At 39.6% G+C, this 21,633-nt stretch carries 19 protein-coding genes and 1 riboswitch; of the genes, 15 read left to right on the top strand and 4 right to left on the bottom strand.

Translation table 11 applies throughout. From position 1 onward, the window contains the following. The first annotated feature begins 6 nt into the window (after positions 1-6). The 6 genes from ybeY to glyS all read left to right on the top strand — a co-directional run bounded on the left by ybeY (position 7) and on the right by glyS (position 6,359). The gene (gene ybeY / locus IGJ00_RS10700) at positions 7-483 is read left to right on the top strand and encodes an rRNA maturation RNase YbeY (protein ID WP_010734960.1); all 477 of its coding nucleotides are present in this window, start codon (positions 7-9) and stop codon (positions 481-483) included. Further along, entirely contained in the window at positions 467-874 is a 408-nt protein-coding gene (locus tag IGJ00_RS10695; protein WP_029594236.1) for a diacylglycerol kinase family protein, read from the top strand. Before ybeY ends, IGJ00_RS10695 begins: the two co-directional genes overlap by 17 nt. 13 nt (positions 875-887) lie before the next feature. Beyond that, positions 888-1,787 (top strand): GTPase Era, encoded by a 900-nt coding sequence (era, locus tag IGJ00_RS10690; RefSeq protein WP_010734962.1) that lies wholly within the window; start codon positions 888-890, stop codon positions 1,785-1,787. 404 nt (positions 1,788-2,191) lie between these two features. Then, complete coding sequence (recO, locus tag IGJ00_RS10685; protein ID WP_430603847.1) at positions 2,192-2,995, top strand: DNA repair protein RecO; 804 nt, start codon at positions 2,192-2,194, stop codon at positions 2,993-2,995. A gap of 375 nt (positions 2,996-3,370) precedes the next feature. Beyond that, complete coding sequence (gene glyQ, locus IGJ00_RS10680; protein ID WP_010734964.1) at positions 3,371-4,288, top strand: glycine--tRNA ligase subunit alpha; 918 nt, start codon at positions 3,371-3,373, stop codon at positions 4,286-4,288. A gap of 1 nt (position 4,289) precedes the next feature. Then, positions 4,290-6,359: a glycine--tRNA ligase subunit beta gene (gene glyS, locus IGJ00_RS10675; RefSeq protein WP_438844422.1), complete on the top strand. Its 2,070-nt coding sequence runs from the start codon at positions 4,290-4,292 to the stop codon at positions 6,357-6,359. 60 nt (positions 6,360-6,419) lie between these two features. Here glyS and yidC read toward each other — a convergent pair whose 3' ends face one another. Together yidC and IGJ00_RS10665 are read right to left on the bottom strand one after the other, a co-directional pair. Further along, positions 6,420-7,358: a membrane protein insertase YidC gene (gene yidC, locus IGJ00_RS10670; RefSeq protein WP_019723692.1), complete on the bottom strand. Its 939-nt coding sequence runs from the start codon at positions 7,356-7,358 to the stop codon at positions 6,420-6,422. A 218-nt stretch (positions 7,359-7,576) separates the two neighbouring features. Continuing rightward, positions 7,577-7,852, bottom strand: coding sequence for an acylphosphatase (locus IGJ00_RS10665; protein WP_034687338.1), 276 nt, complete (start codon positions 7,850-7,852; stop codon positions 7,577-7,579). Between the two features lie 108 nt (positions 7,853-7,960). Here IGJ00_RS10665 and IGJ00_RS10660 point away from each other — a divergent pair, with 108 nt between their 5' ends. The 4 genes from IGJ00_RS10660 (at position 7,961) to IGJ00_RS10645 (ending at position 11,703) form a co-directional block, all read left to right on the top strand. Next, positions 7,961-8,722: a TrmH family RNA methyltransferase gene (locus IGJ00_RS10660; RefSeq protein ID WP_071866779.1), complete on the top strand. Its 762-nt coding sequence runs from the start codon at positions 7,961-7,963 to the stop codon at positions 8,720-8,722. 123 nt (positions 8,723-8,845) lie between these two features. Next, the gene (locus tag IGJ00_RS10655) at positions 8,846-9,349 is read left to right on the top strand and encodes an HD domain-containing protein (protein ID WP_071866780.1); all 504 of its coding nucleotides are present in this window, start codon (positions 8,846-8,848) and stop codon (positions 9,347-9,349) included. Between the two features lie 281 nt (positions 9,350-9,630). After that, entirely contained in the window at positions 9,631-10,287 is a 657-nt protein-coding gene (locus IGJ00_RS10650; RefSeq protein ID WP_195513498.1) for a FusB/FusC family EF-G-binding protein, read from the top strand. Positions 10,288-10,327: 40 nt separating this feature from the next. Beyond that, positions 10,328-10,395, top strand: a riboswitch (Fluoride riboswitch). Positions 10,396-10,446: 51 nt separating this feature from the next. Further along, complete coding sequence (locus IGJ00_RS10645) at positions 10,447-11,703, top strand: voltage-gated chloride channel family protein (RefSeq protein WP_438844421.1); 1,257 nt, start codon at positions 10,447-10,449, stop codon at positions 11,701-11,703. A gap of 52 nt (positions 11,704-11,755) precedes the next feature. On the opposite strand, the gene IGJ00_RS10640 is transcribed toward IGJ00_RS10645, so the two are convergent. Both IGJ00_RS10640 and IGJ00_RS10635 read right to left on the bottom strand, forming a co-directional pair. Beyond that, positions 11,756-12,958, bottom strand: a complete 1,203-nt coding sequence (locus tag IGJ00_RS10640) for a YdcF family protein (protein WP_071867472.1) — start codon at positions 12,956-12,958, stop codon at positions 11,756-11,758. A gap of 336 nt (positions 12,959-13,294) precedes the next feature. Continuing rightward, a complete protein-coding gene (locus tag IGJ00_RS10635) occupies positions 13,295-14,602 on the bottom strand; it encodes a serine hydrolase (RefSeq protein WP_438844420.1) in 1,308 nt (435 codons plus the stop codon). 476 nt (positions 14,603-15,078) lie between these two features. Between IGJ00_RS10635 and IGJ00_RS10630 the strand changes: the two genes are divergently transcribed. The 5 genes from IGJ00_RS10630 (at position 15,079) to IGJ00_RS10610 (ending at position 21,621) form a co-directional block, all read left to right on the top strand. Then, the gene (locus IGJ00_RS10630) at positions 15,079-16,185 is read left to right on the top strand and encodes a baeRF6 domain-containing protein (RefSeq protein WP_438844419.1); all 1,107 of its coding nucleotides are present in this window, start codon (positions 15,079-15,081) and stop codon (positions 16,183-16,185) included. 374 nt (positions 16,186-16,559) lie between these two features. Continuing rightward, the gene (locus IGJ00_RS10625) at positions 16,560-16,760 is read left to right on the top strand and encodes a cold-shock protein (RefSeq protein ID WP_005875554.1); all 201 of its coding nucleotides are present in this window, start codon (positions 16,560-16,562) and stop codon (positions 16,758-16,760) included. A gap of 279 nt (positions 16,761-17,039) precedes the next feature. Next, entirely contained in the window at positions 17,040-19,829 is a 2,790-nt protein-coding gene (locus tag IGJ00_RS10620; RefSeq protein WP_438844579.1) for a helicase C-terminal domain-containing protein, read from the top strand. 68 nt (positions 19,830-19,897) lie between these two features. Beyond that, positions 19,898-20,401, top strand: a complete 504-nt coding sequence (locus IGJ00_RS10615; protein ID WP_071867476.1) for a cell wall elongation regulator TseB-like domain-containing protein — start codon at positions 19,898-19,900, stop codon at positions 20,399-20,401. Between the two features lie 26 nt (positions 20,402-20,427). Beyond that, a complete protein-coding gene (locus IGJ00_RS10610) occupies positions 20,428-21,621 on the top strand; it encodes a pyridoxal phosphate-dependent aminotransferase (protein ID WP_071867477.1) in 1,194 nt (397 codons plus the stop codon). Positions 21,622-21,633: the final 12 nt, after the last annotated feature.

The raw sequence follows: 21,633 nt of genomic DNA, 5'->3' as shown, positions 1-21,633 counted from the left end.
TGACTAATGGATATTACATTTATCGATGAAACAAACACTGTATCTGAAACGAAAATCAAAGAAATTGAAGAATTGCTTCAATTTGCAGCAAAAAAACTTTCTTTATCAGATGAGACGGAAATGTCGGTGACCTTCATGGATAATCCGTCTATCCAAGAAATCAATCGTACGTACCGTGGCAAAGACGCACCAACAGATGTGATCAGTTTTGCGTTAGAAGATGAAGGTGAAGACGAGATCCCAGTGATTTTTGAAGAGGACGATGAGCCAATGCCTCGTGTATTGGGAGATATCATGATCTCAATCGATCGGGCAAAAGAACAAGCTGAAGAATATGGTCACTCCTATGATCGCGAACTAGGCTTCTTAGCCGTCCATGGATTTTTACACATCAACGGCTACGACCATATGACACCTGAAGATGAAGCGGAAATGTTTGGCTTACAGAAAGAGATTTTAGATGCTTATGGACTTAAAAGATAAAAGAGAAGAACAAAAAGTAGATAAAAACAAACATTTTTTGATGTCAGTGGAGTTTGCTTTACAAGGAGTCAAAACCGTTTTTGATGAAGAACGAAATATGAAGAAACATGTGGCTCTTGGGATCATTGCTCTGATCATGGGTTTCATCTTTCAATTGGATCGAATGGAGTGGCTATGGTTGCTCCTTTCAGTCTTTCTCGTATGGATCGTCGAAATCATGAACACTGTGTTTGAGAATGTAGTGGATATGTTCACAGACTTCCATTTTCATCCCATTGGAAAAAAAATCAAAGATATGGCAGCTGGGGCAGTGTTATTGACTGCTTGCTTCGCTGTGATCGTTGGGATCATCTTATTTGGTCCAAAAATATATCAACTGTTTTTTAATTAAAAGGAGAGTAATTATGTCAGAACATAAATCTGGATTTGTAGCAATCGTCGGACGACCAAATGTTGGTAAATCGACGTTGCTCAATCGGATCGTTGGTCAAAAAATCGCGATCATGAGTGATAAAGCGCAAACGACAAGAAATAAGATCCAAGGAGTATATACGACTCCTGAAGCACAATTGATCTTTATTGATACACCAGGAATCCATAAACCCAAACATCGCTTAGGTGATTTTATGGTAGAAACAGCTTATAGTGCTTTACGTGAAGTTGATGCGGTATTGTTCATGATCAGCGCCGATCAAAAAAGAGGAAAAGGCGACGATTTCATCATCGAACGCTTGAAAAATGTTCAATCACCGGTATATTTAGTGATCAATAAGATCGACAAAGTCCATCCAGATGAGTTGTTAGGGATTATTGAAGATTATTCCTCACAAATGGAGTTTGCCCAAGTTGTTCCGATCTCTGCGACAGAAGGAAACAATGTCGAACGTTTGATGGAGGTCTTAGTGGACGAAATGCCTGAAGGCCCGCAATATTTCCCAGACGATCAAGTCACTGACCATCCGGAGTATTTTATCGTTTCTGAATTGATTCGGGAAAAAGTCTTGTTTTTGACACGAGATGAAGTACCCCATTCAGTCGCAGTAGTCATTGATACGATGAAACGTAATGAGAATAATAAAATCCATATCCAAGCTACGATCATCGTAGAGCGTGATAGTCAAAAAGGAATCATTATCGGTAAGGGCGGTAAGATGCTGAAAGACATTGGAACAAAAGCACGAAGAGATATTGAGAATCTGCTAGGAGACAAAGTCTTTCTAGAACTTTGGGTAAAAGTCCAAAAAGATTGGCGAGATAAACGAGTCTATTTACAAGACTTTGGATATCGTCAAGACGAGTATTAAACAAGGTTGTGAGAAAGCCGGTCAGCTCCGAATAGTAAGGCGAAACGTGGGAAAATAGCTTTCCATATTTTTTCACGTTTCGCCTTACTATTGAAGGAGCTGGCTTTCGAACACCGTTTATCATAGGTTATGAAAGAAGCGTTCAGCACTGAGTAATAAGACAAGAAAATCGAAAATAGCTTTTCATATTTTTTGATTTTTCAGCTTAGTGTTGAGGGTCAGCTTTTCGAACACCAGTTATCCAGTTATAGAAGTTAGAGGACAACTAAGTCATGGAAGCAATTAAGAGTCTGGAATAAAAGTAATAGTTACTTTTGTCTCGACTTCACGGATGCTCGCATGACTTTTTCCTTCTTTTCAATTTAAAAAAAGCAATCTACGTTAAAGTCAGAGGAGGTGTGACGATGAGTCAGCTTGCAGAATCAAAAGGAATCATCCTTTCTAGTCGCAACTACAAGGAAAAAGATAAATTAGTCAAGATATTTACAGAATCGGCAGGAAAAATGATGTTTTATGTCAAGGGGATCCATCGTCAAAATCAACCGATTGCACCCGCATTGTTGCCTTTTACGGAAGCAATTTATATTGGTCATTTTCATAATGACGGTTTGTCCTTTGTTAACAGTGTAAAAGATGTCCACTCCTTTCGTAAGATACAAGAAGATATTTTTCTCAGCGGTTACGGGACTTATTTGTTGAACTTAGTGGATGCGGCGATCGAGGATCGGCAATATGATCCGAATCTATTTCAATTCACACACCAAGCATTGCAACGCATGGATCAAGGAGATGACCCAGAGATCATTACGAATATTTTTGAGATCCAATTATTGCAACGTTTCGGGATCTCGCCAGTCTGGACCCACTGTGCAGTGTGTGGAAAGACGCAAGGAAAATTTGATTATTCATCCAAATATGGTGGCGTCTTATGTGAAAATCACTGGGAGTTAGATCATCATCGGTATCACGCGGACCCACGTGCAGTTCACTTCGTACGGCTCTTCTCAGCAATCTCGTATGATCGCATCAGTGGGATCGACCTCAAAGAAGAAACGAAACAAAAGATTCGCCAATTGATTGATCTGTTATATGAAGAATACGTGGGCATCCATTTAAAAAGTAAAAAGTTTATTGATCAAATGAAAAGTTGGGAACATATCATGAAACCGACCAATGAGGCAACGAAGGAAAACCCTGCAGAGGAATGAAAAATTGTTTGAAACAATGGATTTTTTTCAAAAATATTTGACAAAGTACTGGGTTAACGTCTATTATAAAGCCTAGATAGTAACTATTGTTTTTTCAATAGACGAATGTCATTTATGAAGGATATTCAATATTCACATACGTACGATGATCAAGATCAGTAGAAAATCAAGTGGCACAAGCGAGTTCGGGAGAGTGTGAGCCGAATGCTAACGGTTTTTGAAGAGGCACTTGTGAGTACGATCAACGAAGCTGCCGAGTCGCTCGGAAGTAGGGTGGAACCGCGAAGATATTCGTCCCTATGTTTGTTTACGCAAACATAGGGACTTTTTTTGTTACTATTTTTGATTCTTGGTTAAGATGAAAGGGGTAATTATATGAGTAAGAAGCAAACAGTTCAAGAAATGATTTTGACATTACAAAAATTTTGGTCATCGAACGGTTGTATGCTGATGCAAGCATACGATACAGAAAAAGGGGCAGGTACAATGAGCCCTTACACATTTTTGCGAGCAATCGGTCCAGAACCTTGGAATGCCGCTTACGTTGAGCCATCACGTCGACCAGCTGATGGTCGTTATGGTGAGAATCCTAACCGGTTATATCAACACCATCAATTCCAAGTGGTGATGAAGCCATCACCAGAAAATATCCAAGAACTTTACCTGGAAAGCTTGCGTTTGTTAGGGATCGATCCGTTGGAACATGATATCCGCTTTGTTGAGGACAACTGGGAAAACCCTTCGATGGGGTGTGCCGGTGTTGGTTGGGAAGTCTGGTTAGATGGCATGGAAATCACGCAATTTACGTACTTCCAACAAGTCGGCGGTTTGCCATGTAAACCAGTCACTTCAGAAATCACTTATGGATTGGAGCGCCTAGCTTCTTATATCCAAGAAGTGGAAAGTGTGTATGATCTTGAATGGTCAGCAGGTGTCAAATATGGCGAGATCTTCAAACAGCCTGAATACGAACACTCAAAATATTCATTTGAAGTGAGTGATCAAGAATTATTATTAAGTAATTTTGATCGCTTTGAAAAAGAAGCGAAACGTTGTATTGAAGAAAATCTGGTCCATCCAGCATATGATTACATTTTAAAATGTAGTCACACCTTCAATTTATTAGATGCTCGTGGTGCAGTATCTGTGACTGAACGTGCTGGCTACTTGGCTCGCATTCGTAACATGGCGAAATCTGTGGCGAAAATCTTTGTTGCAGAACGTGAAAAACTTGGATTCCCATTGCTGAATAATCAATCAGAAAATCCAACGACTGTTAAGGAAGGTGAATAAGATGGCAAAGGACTTATTATTAGAAATTGGCTTGGAAGAAATGCCAGCGCATGTGGTGACACCAAGCATGAAGCAATTAGAAGAAAAAACAGCAGCGTTTTTAATGGACAATCAATTGACTTACGATGCAATCGAAACATTCTCGACTCCGAGACGTTTGGCGATCAAAGTAACAAATGTGCCGGAACGTCAGGCTGACAGTGAAGAAGAAGTGAAAGGTCCAGCGAAAAAAATCGCATTAGATGCTGAAGGCAACTGGTCTAAAGCAGCTCAGGGATTTGTTCGTGGGCAAGGATTGACAACAGACGATATCACCTTCCGAGAAATCAAAGGTGTGGAATATGTCTATGTGACGAAATATACTCAAGGTAAACCGGCGATCGAAGTCTTGACAGGATTGATTGATGTGATTAAAAGCATGACATTCCCTGTGACAATGCACTGGTCTTCCTTTGACTTTGAATACATTCGCCCGATTCATTGGATCGTGGCACTATTTGGAGAAGAAGTGATCCCGTTTGAATTTTTAGATGTGAAAACTGGACGTGCTTCTCGTGGGCATCGTTTCTTAGGTGAAGATGTGACATTTGCTCATCCAGCGGAATATGAAGAAAAGCTATCTGAGCAATTTGTAGTTGCTTCGCCACAAAAAAGAAGAGCAATAATCATGGAACAAGCGACTCAATTATCAACAAAAAATGATTGGCACATCGATTTTGATGAAGATCTACTTGAAGAAGTCAATAATCTAGTGGAGTATCCAACTGTTTTTGCTGGTGATTTTGAAGAAAAATATCTGTCTGTACCGGAAGAAGTACTCGTGACTTCCATGAAGGAACACCAACGTTATTTTGATGTGCGAAATGCCGAAGGACAACTCTTACCACATTTCATCGCTGTACGAAATGGCGATCGTGTGAAGCTAGATAACGTTATTCGTGGGAACCAAAAAGTACTGACTGCGCGTTTAGAAGATGCGGAATTCTTTTACAATGAAGACAAAAAATTCCCAATCGAACATTATGTCAATAAGTTGAAATCAGTGACTTTCCATGAAAAGATCGGTAGCATATATGAAAAAATGCAACGTGTGCAAGTGATTGCATCTGTTATCGGTAAATCTGTCGGTTTATCAGGGGAAGAACTAGCTGCATTACAACGTGCCGGCGAAATCTATAAGTTTGACCTAGTGACGAACATGGTTGGAGAATTCCCAGAACTTCAAGGAATCATGGGTGAAAAATATGCGTTGTTGCATGGAGAAGATCCAGCAGTTGCGACAGCGATCCGTGAACATTATTTACCGATCGCCAGTGAAGGTGAATTGCCAGAAACAACGATTGGTGCAGTCTTGGCTATTGCCGATAAATTAGACAGCATTTTCTCTTTCTTCACTGTAGGAATGGTGCCAAGTGGTTCAAACGACCCTTACGCATTACGCCGACAAGCATATGGGATCGTTCGGATCATTGAAGCAAAACAATGGGCTTTCCCATTGGCACAATTACAACAAGAAGTGAATGCGGCAATCAATGAAAATCAAGAGCGTTTCGGGTTAGCTTTCGTTCAAGGAAGTGATGTGATCGACTTTATCAAAGGTCGTTTACGCCAACGATTGATGACAAAAGCCATTCGCCACGATGTGATCGATGCTGTCTTGAATGCGAAGGAAAGTAATTTGACAACCGTTTTTGCAGCCGCACGTCTATTGAAAGAACGTTTGCAAGATGAAAACTTCAAACCATCAATGGAAGCTTTGACGCGTGTGATGAACCTAGCGAAAAAAGCCGAAGGAACAACGAATGAAATTGATCCAAGCTTATTTGAAAATGAAGCAGAGCAAGCATTGTACGAAGCAGTTGAGAAAGTGAAAGCTCAGTTTGCGGAACGTACACTTAAAGAGAACTATGAGCAATTAGTCAGCTTAAGACCAGTTATCGATCAGTATTTTGATCAAACGATGGTCATGGTCGAAGATGAAGCTGTCCGTAACAACCGTTTAGCACAGTTGCAACAAATTGCTGACATGGCATTAAGTATTGCTAGTCTGGATCAAATCATTACAAAATAAGACGGATCAAGTGAAAGCTTGAAACAAAAAAAGGTTTGGGATGCGAACATCCCAAACCTTTTATTTTTTACGTTGCTGTTTACCGGCATTTCGACCGTTAGCATTTTTCTTGGTTGCTTGTGTATTGATTTTTTTCGTTGTTTTCGTCGTTTCTTCAGGTGTCACATCTTTGCGAGGTGTCACGACTTGTTTCGGTGGATTTTGTTTCAATTCTTCTGCGACCTGTGCTTTTAAGCGTGGCTTCATGATCACATTGGTGATGAATGTTTGTAGACAACTAAAGATACCACCGACTACCCAGTAAAGGGTCACTCCCGCAGGAGCACTGATCGACATGAAGACGATCATCGCAGGTGAAACGATCAACATGGTGCGCATCGTTTTTTTCTGTTCTTCAGGAATACCGATCGTTGAGATATACCCTTGGATAAGGTAAGCAATCCCGGCAATCGCAACTAAGACCAAACTTGGATTCCCTAAATCGATCCCATAAAAAGTCGATTCACGGATACCCTCTGTATAGCGAGCAGTGAAGTACAGTGCTGAGAAGATCGGCATTTGGATCAATAAAGGTAAACAACCGATTCCGCCAGTCATACTTAACCCATTTTCGCGATACACTTGTTGCATCTCCGCTTGCGCAGCCATTTGTTCTTCACGGGTCGTTGCCGCTTTTAGTTTTTCTTGGGCGGCACTGACTTGAGGTTTCAATGCTTGCATTTTTTCAGATTGGATCATTGTCTTTTTCGATTGACTGATTCCTAAAGGTAAAATGATGATTCGCACGATCACAGTCATCAAGATAACAGCCCAACCGTATGACCAGTTGAAATTCTGCACAAGATATGTAATCGCTTGTCCCATAGGATGTACTAATACGCGATAGACGATCCCAGATGTATCAGGGTTTCCTTCAGAGTCCATTCTGACACAACCAGATAAGAAAAGTAAGAGTGTTACAAGACCAGAACCTAGTAACCAATTTTTCCATTTATTCATAAAATACTTCCTCTTTTAAAATTTTTACACAAGCTTAACTATACTAAAAATATAAGAATAATTCAATGAACTTCATAGAAAATTCAAATAATTCCCCTAAGTTTAGCCAATCATGTGAGGGACAGGGAAGACCAGTAAAAGAACAGACAATTGAAAAAATCATCTGTCAGTAGACGGCAACAACGACTTTCTTCATATGTGCGTTCAAGAAGAGAAATTTAGCCAATTACATCAAATTTCTTTCGTTCTTCCATCATCGGATGTTCTTGTAAGTCGACATATTGGACACGACCACTGGGACTAGGTGATTGCTTGACTTCTTTGATGAACTGATCGATGGTTTCCTCCTCACCAGCGGCTTCGATCGTCACCGAACCATCTTCTTCGTTTTTAACTGTTCCTGTCACGCCTAATTGATCAGCTACTATTTTTGTCATATAACGAAAACCTACACCTTGGACACGCCCTTGAACATTCATTTTAACTTTTTTCATTTGAAGCACCACTCTTTCCTCTATTTGATAAATTTATGATAACGATTTTTTATAAAACTAACAAGCCCAACGATTGATTCCATGCTATAATGAAGTGAGGTGGAAAACGTGAAAAAAATTCAATCAGCAAAAAATCCTAGAATCAAAGAAATAAAAAAATTACATAAAAAGAAGCACCGCGAAGAAGGACAGGAGTACCTGCTTGAAGGGTTTCACTTGATCGAAGAAGCTGTGAATGCCAAAGTCATACCTAAAGAGATCTTTCTGACTGAAAGAGGCTGGTCAGAATGGGGGACATGGGTCGAACAACACACATTGGATTGCTTTTTAGTCACGGATGAGGTGATGGCGGTGATCTCTGATCTACCAACACCACAAGGAATCGTGGCAGTGATGCCGTTAGAAGTTAGCCAGGTGTCAATAGATACAGGAGGCTGGTTGCTTTTAGACAATGTCCAAGATCCTGGAAATGTCGGAACGATGATCCGAACAGCAGATGCGTTTGGTTTAGCAGGTGTGATCTTAGGGAAAGGTTCAGCTGATATTTATAGCACCAAAGTTTTAAGAAGTATGCAGGGAAGCAATTACCATTTACCAGTTATCTCACAAGAGTTAGACGCGCTCATTCCTGAATTGAAAGAAAAAGGATTTGCGATATACGGAACAGAACTCAATGAAGAAGCTGTTTCTCTTCCAACCGTCGTACCAACAAAAAATTATGTGATCATTATGGGAAATGAAGGGCAAGGTGTGCGGTCAGAGTTATTAGCACTAACTGATAAAAACATCTATATCCCAATGAATGGTCATGCTGAATCATTGAATGTCGGTGTAGCTACGGGCATATTGTTGTATCATCTTTCTTCTTGATTAAGGAACTATTAAGCTTTTTGGATTTTTAAACAACCTCACTAGAATATTCCGAACATGAATGATATACTATGTACAATTTCAACGATAAATGAAATTCAAAAAGGTGGCAGATCGAAAATTATGACAGAAAAATGGCGTGAAGACGAAGAATACATGTCTTATATCGAAGATCTATTAGAAACAGAAGCAGTACAAAAATTAGCTGATTATATCCAACATGTACATTCGACAAGATTGGAACACTCGATCAGTGTTTCTTATCATAGTTACAAATTAGCAAAAAAATGGGGGGGAGATGCAAGAGCTACTGCACGTGCAGGACTTTTACATGACCTATTCTATTATGACTGGCGTACAACAAAATTTGATGAAGGCACACATGCGTATGTGCATCCTAGGATCGCTGTGAAAAATGCAGAAAAGATTACTGAACTTTCTGATTTAGAGCGTGACATCATCTTGAAACATATGTGGGGGGCAACGATCGCTCCACCAAAATACAAAGAAAGCTATATTGTGACATTTGTTGACAAGTATTGTGCAGTGAAAGAAGCGGCGCAACCAGTAACAGATACAATGAAACAAAAATGGCAACGATATTTTGGAAAAGAACAGTCGATCTAACTATTTGACCAGCCGAACGAAAACAGTCGAAGGTCCCGATCATGGGAAACCTTTGACTGTTTTTTTGTGGGAAAGTAGTTGACGAAACAAGTTTTATAAGGTTAACTCTTTATTAGGTGAATGTACATAGATGAAAAAAAGCATAAAGGGGGTGATGATAAGATGCCATACGTATCTTATTTAGCAGAGTTCAAGGACTTCAGTTATTAAGCTTACTTTGTTGAAGGACTCTTTTTTCTTCAAAGTAGCTACTTTTGAAAGAAGAAAGGACTCAAAAAATCATGGAAACAACAATCAAAACGTATCAATATTTCTTTATCAAACGAGAAATCGAGCAACTGTTAAATGTCTATCATTCAGTGAATGATAAAAAAACTGTCGCAACTGTTCAAGCATTAGCCACAGAACGAATCAACGAGGTAGTAGAAAATGATCCTAATGTAATCGCCTTACTTGAACCATTTGTGAAGCAAATCATGGACACAAACTTGAAAAAAGAAAAAGCGACAGAATTGCTCGAACGTTTAAAAGAACATGTTGCGCCATTCAAGCAACCATCAAAAATCCAAGTGGAAAAAATATTCCGAAAAGTGAAAAAGCTGAAACACCCAGATTGGCAAACATTGGATCTTAAAGAGCATACTTATGTGGGCTGGAATGATCCAGGAACACAGAAGAAATATCTGCTTTATTATGCAGATGAGCGGCTACAAGGTGTCCATGGCACACTTTCTCCGACGATCATCAAAGGAGTGTGCGCGATTTGCCATAAGACTTCGAGTGTTTCGATGTTTCTTTCTACGACAAAATCAGGATCAGATGGCACGTATACTAAAAAAGGAAATTACATTTGTCATGATAGTGATCAGTGCAATCAGCAACTAGTAAAGCTGGCACCATTCTATGAATTTACAGACATCGTGAAGAAAGAAAAATAGCGCCATTGTTTTTCTTGAGAATGTATGATAGACTTTCTGTAAATGAATAGGTGATGGTGTTCGCCTTTAAATGTCGATCGATAGATGACTAATGACGCCTACTAAAAATCGGAAAATCCGTTTTTTTAGTAGGCTTTTTTTGTGGGGAGGAATAGAAAAATGGTTCAACGTTTACTTAATCCATTCAGAGTAGGAACATATATGTTGAAATGGTTAGTGATCACTGCTTGTTTAGGCGTACTAATGGGAGGACTTTCCGCTTTTTTTCTAAATAGCTTAACCGTGGTGACGGATTTACGAGAAGCACATACTTGGTTATTGTATCTATTACCCGTTAGTGGGGCATTGTTTGCATTTCTTTATCAACGATACGGTGGAAATGCCAGTCGTGGGAATAATCTGGTCATTGATCAAGGGAATGGTGGGGAAGAAAAAATCCCGCTCCGATTGATTCCTTTAACGCTTTTCGGTACGATCACGACGCATCTCTTTGGCGGTTCTGTCGGCCGAGAAGGAACAGCAGTCCAAATGGGTGGCGCTTTAGCTGAAAATCTAGCAAGAGGATTAAAATTGAGTCCTATCGAACGAGAGGTGCTGATCATTAGTGGGATCAGTGCGGGATTTAGTTCAGTGTTTGGGACACCTTTAGCAGGCACATTGTTTGGACTTGAAGTACTAGCGATCGGAAAGATGCGAACAGAAGCGATCTTTCCCAGTTTTTTTGCTGCTTTATTTGCTAATTTTGTAACGGAAAGTATTGGTGTCACACATATCCATTATAAGATGGGGGAAATTCCAGGGTGGAGTCCTGCTCTATTTGGCAAATTGATGGTGGCGGGTATCGCATTTGGCGTGATCGGTTGGGTTTTTAGTCGTTCGATCGTCTTTTTGAAAAAGTGGTATCTGAAATGGTTCAAACATCCAATCACTAGAAATTTTATTGGTGGAGGAATTGTCGTAGTTGTTGCACTGATTTTACAAACACAACGCTACTTAGGACTTAGCTTACCTTTATTGCAAGATGCATTTGCCGGAAAAGCACATGCCTATGATTTTATCGGAAAATTGGGATTTACTGTCCTTTCTTTAGGCGCTGGCTATCAAGGTGGGGAAGTAACCCCTTTGTTTGAGATTGGCGCAACTCTAGGGGCAACTTTAGCGCCCATCTTGCATGTTTCGATTCCTTTTCTAGCTGCATTAGGATTTATTGGTGTGTTTTCTGGAGCGACGAATACACCAATTGCTTGTTTTGTTATGGGGATCGAATTATTTGGAGGAGAAGCAGCTAGTTTCTTTTTTATGATTTGTTTGATCAGTTTCATGTGTTCAGGAAATAACGGAATCTACTCCGCACAAAAAGTAATGATCAAAAAAGGGATTTTATTTTTACCAATGAAAAAAGACCAGAGAGAATAGTTTACTGATTGAAAGAAAAAAAGAAGTTGCATGAAGCGCAACTTCTTTTTTTTTAGGCGATAAGTGTGATCAAAGCTAGCAATCCAGTCAGTCCAAAGATAGTACCACATACGATCATGTGACGTTTTTTGTGCAACATCAAGATCGCGATATATTCTCTAAGAAAAGCATTCGGCAAATAATAAAAGGCTGTTTTTGCACCAATACCATTGGCTTTTAACTGTGCTTGCTTCGCAAAGAGTCCTGCACGGAAAATGTGGTAATTATTTGAACTGAAAATCGCACGATAAGCGCCACCGCCAGATTCACGATCCATCAATTCTTTAGAGAAACGCATATTTTCTAAAGTGGTTGTTGAATTTGTTTCAACTAAAATGTCTCGCTCTGGAATCCCTTTTTCCAAGGCATAGTTTTTCATGGCAATTGCTTCTGGTAACTTTTCGTCTGCACCTTGACCACCAGACATCAAAAGAATCGGTGGATTGAGCGTAGCATGACTTTGGGCCCAATAAAAGGCAATCGCTTTGTCGATCCGTTTAGCTAGCAGGGGAGAAACACGTTCCCCGTTGATCAGGCCTGCGCCTAATACAATAATATAATTCTGGTTATAACGTGGTCGGTTGAACTGATATAAGAAAGAGACAGTCATAAAATTATAGAAGACAATAAATAGATAAATCAAGATGACTGCTATACCAGAAAGAAGAACATTGATCCACGCTGGCAAGTAATTGATTAAAAATACAGTGGCAACTATATATAGTGTTAATGCAATCCCTAGTAGTAAAGTCAAAAGATTAGCCAGTGAACGTGATTCTCTTTTTAAGACGATGATGCCATTCCAAATGAGAAAGACGACCAAAATATATATACCAAATAGTAAAATCAATAGAGCAGGTACTGCAATCAAAGCAAAAATCCCACCAATAAAGATATTCTGAGTCTCAAAAAGCAAGAGTAATAAATAAGCGCCGAAACTAATCAAAAATAAATTGAAGATCAAACCATTCAGTAGTCGCCTTTTTTCGGTAAAGTAAAAAAAAGCAAAGATACTGAAAAAAGCGAGAGGGATCAAGAAATAAAAACTCGCATAAAAGATCTCTAATACAATGAAATACGTAAGCATCAATGCGAATGTCCAAGTACCACAATAAAAGAATAACGCTGGATCTTTTTGTTTCCTGCGCCAGGTGATGATCCCAACCATCCCAATGATATAGAGAATCGAAAAAATCAAATCTCTTGTTAAATTCATAATACCAACTCCTTTTTCTAATCGTGGAGTCATCACTGCGAATGAAAAAGGAAACAGCTGATTAACAGACTAGTGATGATTATTCAACACGAACTGATAGTGTTACTCGCCCCTCATAGACCAACCCTACAAGTAACAATCTACCATCTACAGTATAACGAAAAATTTGTAAAAATGCTGTTATAAAAAAAGAAAAAATAGAAAATACATTTATTTTCTGTAAGAAACAGAAAAATACCCAAACAGTAAAGGTTGATGGCGTCTCGTCGATTCGTGAAGAAGAGCCAGCTTTGACTGTTTGGGTAAGTAGTTGATCTAACTATTTGGAATTTTTATTTAGAATAGATTACTGAAAAAATTAGTGACATTGCGCCAGCCAATCACAAAGATGTTCGCTTTTTCCACCGAACTAGCAGTGATGATGTCTGTGCTTGGAGAGGCACCATCTTCTAAGTAACCCAATTGATCATCAGCTAAAGTGATGGTGGCTGTGCCAACCTTTGTGCCTCTAACGATCGGTGCTTCAAGTTCATTATCCTTTACCTTTGTTTCATCGATCTTAGGTGTGATCGTCAATTGACCCGTATCCATATCATTTCTGACCCAGACACTGACTGGGCTTTTTAATACGACATTGACAGAAGTTTCTTTTCCGTTTTTCACATCGATCGATTTGAGTGAAGGAATGCTTGCGTTTGCTTTACCGATTTCTTTGACTGACCAGTTATCATAGCAATAATCCATCAAGCGAGCCGTCTCGGTGAAGCGAACGCTTGGGTTTTGCTCATGACCTTCAGCATTCAATATGACTGTAATGATGCGTTTGCCGTCTCGTTCGATGGTACCGACAAAACAAGCACCAGCAAAATCAGTTGTTCCAGTTTTTAGTCCATCAACGCCTTCTTTGAAGTTGATAAAACCTGGAAGCATCCAATTCCAATTGACCATTTCCACCGGGGATTGTGTGTTTTCACCAAACATTTTTGTTGCAGTGCTCGTCACTTCTAGTACCTCAGGGAAATCGAGTAACAGGTGACGTGCGATGATTGCTACGTCTTTTGCGGACATTTGATTTTCATCTACCTCGCCAGTCCCTTCTGGACGATTTGCGCCAAGGTAAACATTGTTCAACCCAGAAACATTGACGATCGTTGCATTTTCAATGCCCCATTCTTTTAACTGGTCATTCATGACAGTCAGAAATGCTGTTTCACTACCAGAGATCTTTTCAGCTAAAGCGACCATTGATGCGTTGGCTGATTGGATAAAGGCAGAGTCAAAAAGTTCTTTTACAGTATAGGTATTCTCCTTATGTAAGGGAACATTCGATAAATTAGGTGCGATGCTTAATGTTTCAGCATAATCGGAGATTGCCACTTCATCATCCCAGGATAATTTTCCTTCTTTGACTTGGTCAAGTACGATGTACAACCCGATGATTTTTGAGATTGACGCGATCCCCATTGTTTTTTCTCCGTCTTGGTCGTATAAAATTTTTCCGCTTGTTGCATCCACAGCAAAGGCTGCTTGGGAATTCACAGAAAATGCTTCATCGGCCTGTACGGATAAAGTTGGCAAGAATGATCCTAACGTCAAAAGAAGCGTTGCCAACAGTAAAGCGAAATGTTTTTTCTTAGTGCCCATGTCCAATCTCCTTGTTTTCTAATTTGATTTGCTACAAATTAAAATTTTATCAGAGAGTGTGCGTAGTTTCAATCTTTCTGAAAAAAACTTTAGATAAACCAAACGAACACAAAAGGATAGTTAGCGTTGATTCTTTTTGACTCGCACAGGTTGAGCCTCGGGTTCATTTAGACGAAAGGCAGTGAATACAAATAGAGCAGTCATACATAGTAAACTAAATATCATCAATAATTGCATAAAAACACCTCGATTTCTACTTTTCTTTATGTTATCAGTTAGGTATGAATAATTTCGCTGTGAAATGTAACGAATCATTGATGAAATTTTGAAGAATAGTTGAAGAAAACAAGCCTTAGTTAGAGATGAGATTGAAAACGTTTTTTTGTCTAGGGGTCATTTTGTTTTATGGATAAAAATGGTTGTGGTAGACTTTAGTTAGTAGTATTGAAGAAATGATTTTTAGGAGGGGTACGTTTATGGCGAAAAAGGATAGAGAGTTACTGTCACAACTGACTTCAGAAGGTGCCAAAGGACCATTTATTACTATTATGCTAAACACTCACGTTGCACATCAAGATGTGGAAAAAGATCAGATCAAATTCAAGAACTTTGCAAAAGAAGCAAAAAAACGTTTTGAAAAGAAATATGCGGAGCATGATTGGTCGATTTTTCAAAAAAAGATCGATCAACTACTAGAAGATGCTTCATTTTGGCGCAGTGCCACTGCGAGTGTCGCGGTGATCTTGTCTCTTGAAAGTACCATTGTTCATCGTTTGAGCATTCCAGTAGATGATCAATATTATGTAAGTGACCTACCTTATTTATTAGCGATCATCAAAAATGGACATTTTAACTACTCGTATTATTTACTAGGATTGAATCGTGACTCGATGAAGCTTTACGAAGTAAGCAACAAACAAGTAAAAGAAGTTGAACTACCAGAAGGAGCACCTACAGATGTGGTGACAGCTTTAGGATCTGAGCTGACAGGCGGAGGGATCAACTACTCGTCAAACGGAAGTGAAGGTTCAACTTTCCATGGAGTTAACCCTAAGGATGAAGAAGTTGAAATTGACTGGATCAACTATTATCAAGCGGTCGATGAATTTCTCAAAGACAGCTTGGATAATCCTGAAAAATGGCCTGTGTACTTGTACGCGTTGCCTGAAAATCAAACAATGTTCAAAAAAGTGGCAAAAAACCCTTATTACCGTTCAGATGTGGCGATCTCAGCTTCACCTGCCCAATTATCTTTAAAAGATATCGAAGCAGGTGCGAAGAAACTTTCGGATGAACTGGCAGCGAAGGAAGCAAGTAGCTACAATCAATTGTTAGATAAAAAATTCTTGGATCAACTAGTGGACATCGTGCCAGCAGCGAAAGAAGGGAAGATTTCTCACTTATTTATCGCAACCTCTAATCTTGCTGACGGATTTGGTGAAGACCCAGAAACAGAATACGACCGTCGACAAGTGTTGAATCAACTGGCTGACGACGTGATCACTAATGGCGGACAAGTCTTTATCTTGGATCAAAAAGATGCGCCTGACGAAAAGAGTTTGACTGCGATATTACGTTATTAGTCTCTAGGAACAGTACCTAGAAACGATTGGTCATCCATTTAATAAAAAAGGAAAAGCCATGCAGATCATTTACTTGATTTCGTGGCTTTTTCTTATTTCTCAGGAGAAAGATGAGAAGATCAGCAAGTTGAAAAGTGAATTTTTTTTAAGTGTAAATTAAAAACGTTCGTTTTTTTTGGAGAAATAAGCAAAAGAATGAAAAAAAAATAAAAAAAGTCCAAAATTTACTAGCTAAACTGTAATTAATGTGCTACAATAACTATGTAGTTTTTGTTCGGTAATCTTGGTAGTTTGTTTCAAATAAACATCTTCCAGATATTCACCATTCAAGTAATTGCAAAATATGTGTTTGATACACAAGGAGGATTTTTATTATGGAAACAGGTACAGTGAAATGGTTTAACTCAGAAAAAGGTTTCGGTTTCATTACAGCAGAAAACGGCAACGATGTATTCGTTCATTTCTCAGCTATCCAAGGTGATGGATTCAAAACTTTAGAAGAAGGCCAAACAGTAAACTTCGATGTTGAAGAAGGTCAACGTGGCCCTCAAGCAACTAACGTTGTTAAAGCTTAATTAACCCACTACTAAATAAAAGCTCAGTCTGCTAGTTCCTAGCGGTCTGGGCTTTTTTGTGTTTTCTTTTCATATGCTCTGATTCTCTACACCTTAGACATCGCCTTGCATGGTTGGATGAGTGATAACGAGAGAAGGAGGCTGGAAGTGGACTTACTGTTTCTCTTAGTGGCAAAGATAACAACAGACGTATGCTTTAGGTTGATTTCCTAAGAATTTTCAAGTGATTTGTAGTATAATTTCAAAAGAAGACTAGAGGGAAGAGAAGAGGAAGATATGTTGAAACCGAAAACTTATGCAGTCGTTGATATTGAAACGACTGGGACAAATCCAAAAGAAGATCGCATTATCCAATTTGGATGTGTCATGATCGAAGATGGGCGGATCACCTCTCGTTATTCGATGGATATCAACCCTGGGCGAAAAATCTCAAAACAGATCCAGCATTTGACAGGGATCACCAATCAACGTGTCCATCGTTCACCCTATTTTGAAGATGTAGCACAAACGATTTACAACCTTCTAGCGGATACTATCTTCGTGGCGCATAATATTTATTTTGATTATCAGTTTTTGAATCATGAATTGACTCGCTGTGGCGTACCTAAATTAAAGATTCCGGGAATCGATACGGTCGAGTTGGCACAGATATTTTTGCCGACCGAACCGAGCTTTCGTTTAGCTGATTTGTCAGAAAGTCTGGGTTTTATCCACGATAACCCCCATCAGGCAGACAGTGATGCAGAAGTGACAGCACAGTTGCTCTTACTGATTGAAGAACGGATGCGTCAGTTACCTTTAGTGACGCTTGAACAGATCGTGAAACTGAGCAAGCATACAGGGATGGATACCAGATTATTCATCGAACAAATCACCAACGAACTGAGAAAGCAACCACCCCCTTTATCCGATGAACTGGAAATCATCGAGGGGATCGCCTTACAAAAAAAAGAAGTCGAACTGTTTTCAGAAGTTTACTATGGCCATAAAGATTATCCAAGAAAAAAACAAGCGAAAGAAAAAATATTTGGAAAAACGTTGATATATCGTAAAGAACAAAATCGTTTGATGAATGTTGTCTATGATCATTTTACCAAAGATGAATCGAAAAATTTGATGATCGAAGCAGCGACTGGTATGGGTAAGACGATTGGTTATCTATTGCCTCTTAGCTACTTAGCCACACCGGAGAAGCCGGCAGTTATCAGTACGGTATCGCTTGTTTTACAAGAGCAGATCATGGAAAAAGATATTCCTTTGTTAAACCAATTATTCGACCAACCGATCCAAGCGACGATTATCAAAAGCTACCGCCATTATCTCGATTTGCAACGGTTTAAAGCCACACTACTTGAGCCAAAAGAGCAAAAGCAGTATGCACTCTATCAAATGACGGTTCTTGTCTGGCTGACACGGACGAAAACAGGAGATTTAGATGAGTTGCATCTAACGAATTTGAATCATGCCTTTTTTACAGATGTTTCGCATCGCGGGCTTGACTTTTTAGCGAAAAAACAAGCGTTCTATGAACAAGATTTTATTCGATTCTTGCATCGACAAATCAAGCAAAGTAACTTCTTGATCGTCAACCATGCTTTTTTAGTCCAAGAAACACAAAGAAAGACACCGTTGTTGCCTGAAAGTCCTTATTTATTGATTGATGAAGCACATCATTTGCCTGAGATTGCTGAAAAAGTCAATGATCAACGATTCAGTTTGAGCTATTTTAACAAGGAAGTACAATTATTCGAAGAACCTGACCGTTTGTTCGATCGCTTCAAAGGCTATCTTCCAGCCAATCATGAAGGCCAGCGCTGGCTTGATATCTACAAAGAAGAGTTGTCTGCGCTTCGTGAGGCACAGCTTTGTTTAGCTGAAGGGCTACTTGAGATCGTACCTCAACAAAAAAGACAAACTTACCCGGAAGAAGTCATGATCATGAAAGAGGACTTGGATAAATTATCTTTTGAAGCAAGTACAGCCATTGACCATCTTCATCTTTTTTACCAAGAAATAAAGGAATTGCAGTACAGGATCCGTTCAGGGTTAGAGGTGCTTCAAGAAAGTTGGACGAAGCAAATGCGTGTCGATCTTGCAAGTTTGTATGCTTTATTTGATCGTTTAGATCAACAAGCAAGTTTTATGGAAGAATGGTTGGAGAATTGGCAAGAAAGTTTAGTCCATTGGTTCGTTCCGGGTGCCACCCCTCAGCAGACGATGTTCCATCTCCACGATTTCACTGCCGCACTGATCCCAAACACAGTTTGGTATCAGCGCTATGAACGGATTTTATATATAGGTGGGACATTAAAAGTAGGTCCAGATCGTCAATATTTAGCGAAACGATTAGGAATTGAAGGAACTCCGCTGAAAGTCATTGCCTCTCCTTATGATTACGAAAAACAAGCACGGATCTTCGTACCAAAAGAAGCACCAGAGATCAATCAATTAAGTGGTACAGCATATGTCGATTATCTAACGGATGTGTTATACCAGTTGATCAGACAAGAAAAAAGACCAATCCTGGTTTTGTTTACCTCTCATGATGTTTTACAAAAGGTATATCAACGAATGCATTTGACAATGCTTGAACAAGGAAGAGAGATTTTAGCTCAAGGAATCGGTGGCAGTCGTGAGAAACTATTGAAACGCTTTGTTCTTTCTGAAATGAGCGTACTATTCGGTGCAGATAGTTTTTGGGAAGGCGTCGACCTGCCAGGAGATGCGTTACAATTAGTCGTCATTACGCGACTGCCATTCGATCATCCACAACGTCCGATGGTCAAAGCGAGAAATGCGTATTTAGAATCAGAAGGCATCAATCCTTTTTATCAAGAATCCTTACCAAAGGCAGCATTGAAGGTCAGACAAGCTTTAGGTCGTTTGATCCGTTCGGAAACGGACAAAGGCGTCTTGCTGATTTTAGATCGACGATTGGTGACCGCAAAATATGGCGCGAGGATCATTCATGCTTTACCTAAAAAAATACCTGTCCAAGAGGCGCCTTTTGAACAAATTTGTGAGGATATCCATGATTTCTTAAACAAAAACGAAGAAATTAAGCCATGATCGAGGACTATTTTCACCTCGAAATCTGTTATAATGGACATCAATGAAAAAAGAAGGAGCGACAGTCCTTGAAGAATCAGACAAACAAAGAACATACGATCAATCGCGTGTTATTAGGCTTGATCATCGCTTTATTAGCAGTAATCGTGATCAGCACTATTTTTTATCTGCGTGCGACACGCCCAATGACGCAAGCGAAACAAGAGGCGACAAAGCTAGCTGAACAATATGCAAATCTCGAGGAAGTGGACCAATTCTATTGGTTTACTCGAGAAGCCACTTATTTTTCATTAACAGGCCAAAACGATAAAGGGCAAGATATTGCAGTGATCATTCCTAAATCAGGTGAGCGAGTAAAAGTTTTAGAACAAAAAGCAGGATTGACCGAAGAAGCTGCCCGCCAAGAAATCAGCCAGAAGCATCCCGATCAACAAGTGGAAAAAGCTTCCTTAGGGATGTACAAAGATGAACCAGTATGGGAAGTCATTGCCAAAACGCCAGATGACCAGTTGAATTATTATTTAATTTCTTTTGAAACGGGAGAGGAAGTCAAAGTCATCAGCGGGATATAGAAAAGACGGATGAAAGGGTAGATTGGATGAAACAGTCAAAAAGAGTGGAACGCTTAGAGCCTTCCGTAACACTAGCAACTGCAGCAAAAGCAAAGGCATTGAAAGCACAAGGGAAAGACATTATCAGTTTGACCGTAGGAGAGCCTGATTTTGCTACACCTGAAAATATCCAAGAAGCAGCGATCGCAGCCATCAAGAATGGAAAAGCAAGTTATTATACGCCGACAGCGGGTATTCCAGAATTAAGGCAGGCAATCGTTTCGTATCTGGAAACCTATTATGGATTGACTTACGATGCTTCTCAGACGATTGTGACAGACGGGGCGAAATTTGCCCTTTATGCCTTATTCCAAACGATCCTAGATCCAAAAGATGAAGTCATCATTCCAGTGCCTTATTGGGTGAGCTATGGGGAACAAGTCAAGTTAGCAGAAGGTGTCCCTGTTTTTGTCACGGGTCAAGAAGTCAATGATTTCAAAGTGACCCTTGAACAATTGGAACAAGCACGTTCTTCCAAGACAAAAGCAGTCATTATCAATTCTCCTTCCAATCCGACAGGGATGATCTATACAAAAGAAGAACTACAAGAGATTGGTGAATGGGCAGTAAAAAACGATATTTTAATAGTTGCTGATGATATTTATGGCCGATTAGTTTATAATGACAATGAGTTTACTCCAATTGCAACGATTTCAAAAGCAATACGTGAACAGACGATAATCATCAACGGTGTATCAAAAACCTATGCAATGACAGGCTGGCGTATCGGATACGCGGTCGGCGATCAAAAAATCATTGATGGGATGATTGCGATTGCGTCACAATCAACTAGTAACCCAACTGCAGTCAGTCAATATGCGGCTGTGGAAGCACTACAAGGGGAACAAGATACCGTTGAAGAGATGCGCAAAGCATTTGAAGAACGTCTAGACATCGTATTTCCGCTTGTTGCTGATTTGCCCGGGGTGTCGGTCAAAAGACCACAAGGCGCATTTTACTTGTTTCCGAATGTGAAAGAAACGTTAGCGATATGTGGCTATGAACAAGTGACTCCGTGGGTCGAAGATCTACTAGAAGAAGCAGGGGTTGCTCTAGTTACAGGTGAAGGTTTCGGCGCACCGGAAAATGTTCGTTTGAGTTATGCGGCGAATCTAGCAACGTTAGAAGAAGGAATCCGACGAATCCAACGTTTTATTGAGAGTAAAAGTCAAAACGAATAGAAATTATTATAG

It is taken from the genome of Enterococcus sp. AZ062, assembly GCF_051715065.1.
GTDB lineage: Bacteria > Bacillota > Bacilli > Lactobacillales > Enterococcaceae > Enterococcus_B > Enterococcus_B mundtii.
Note: the sequence above shows the minus strand (reverse complement) of the source record. Positions and strands in the feature narration are given on the sequence as shown.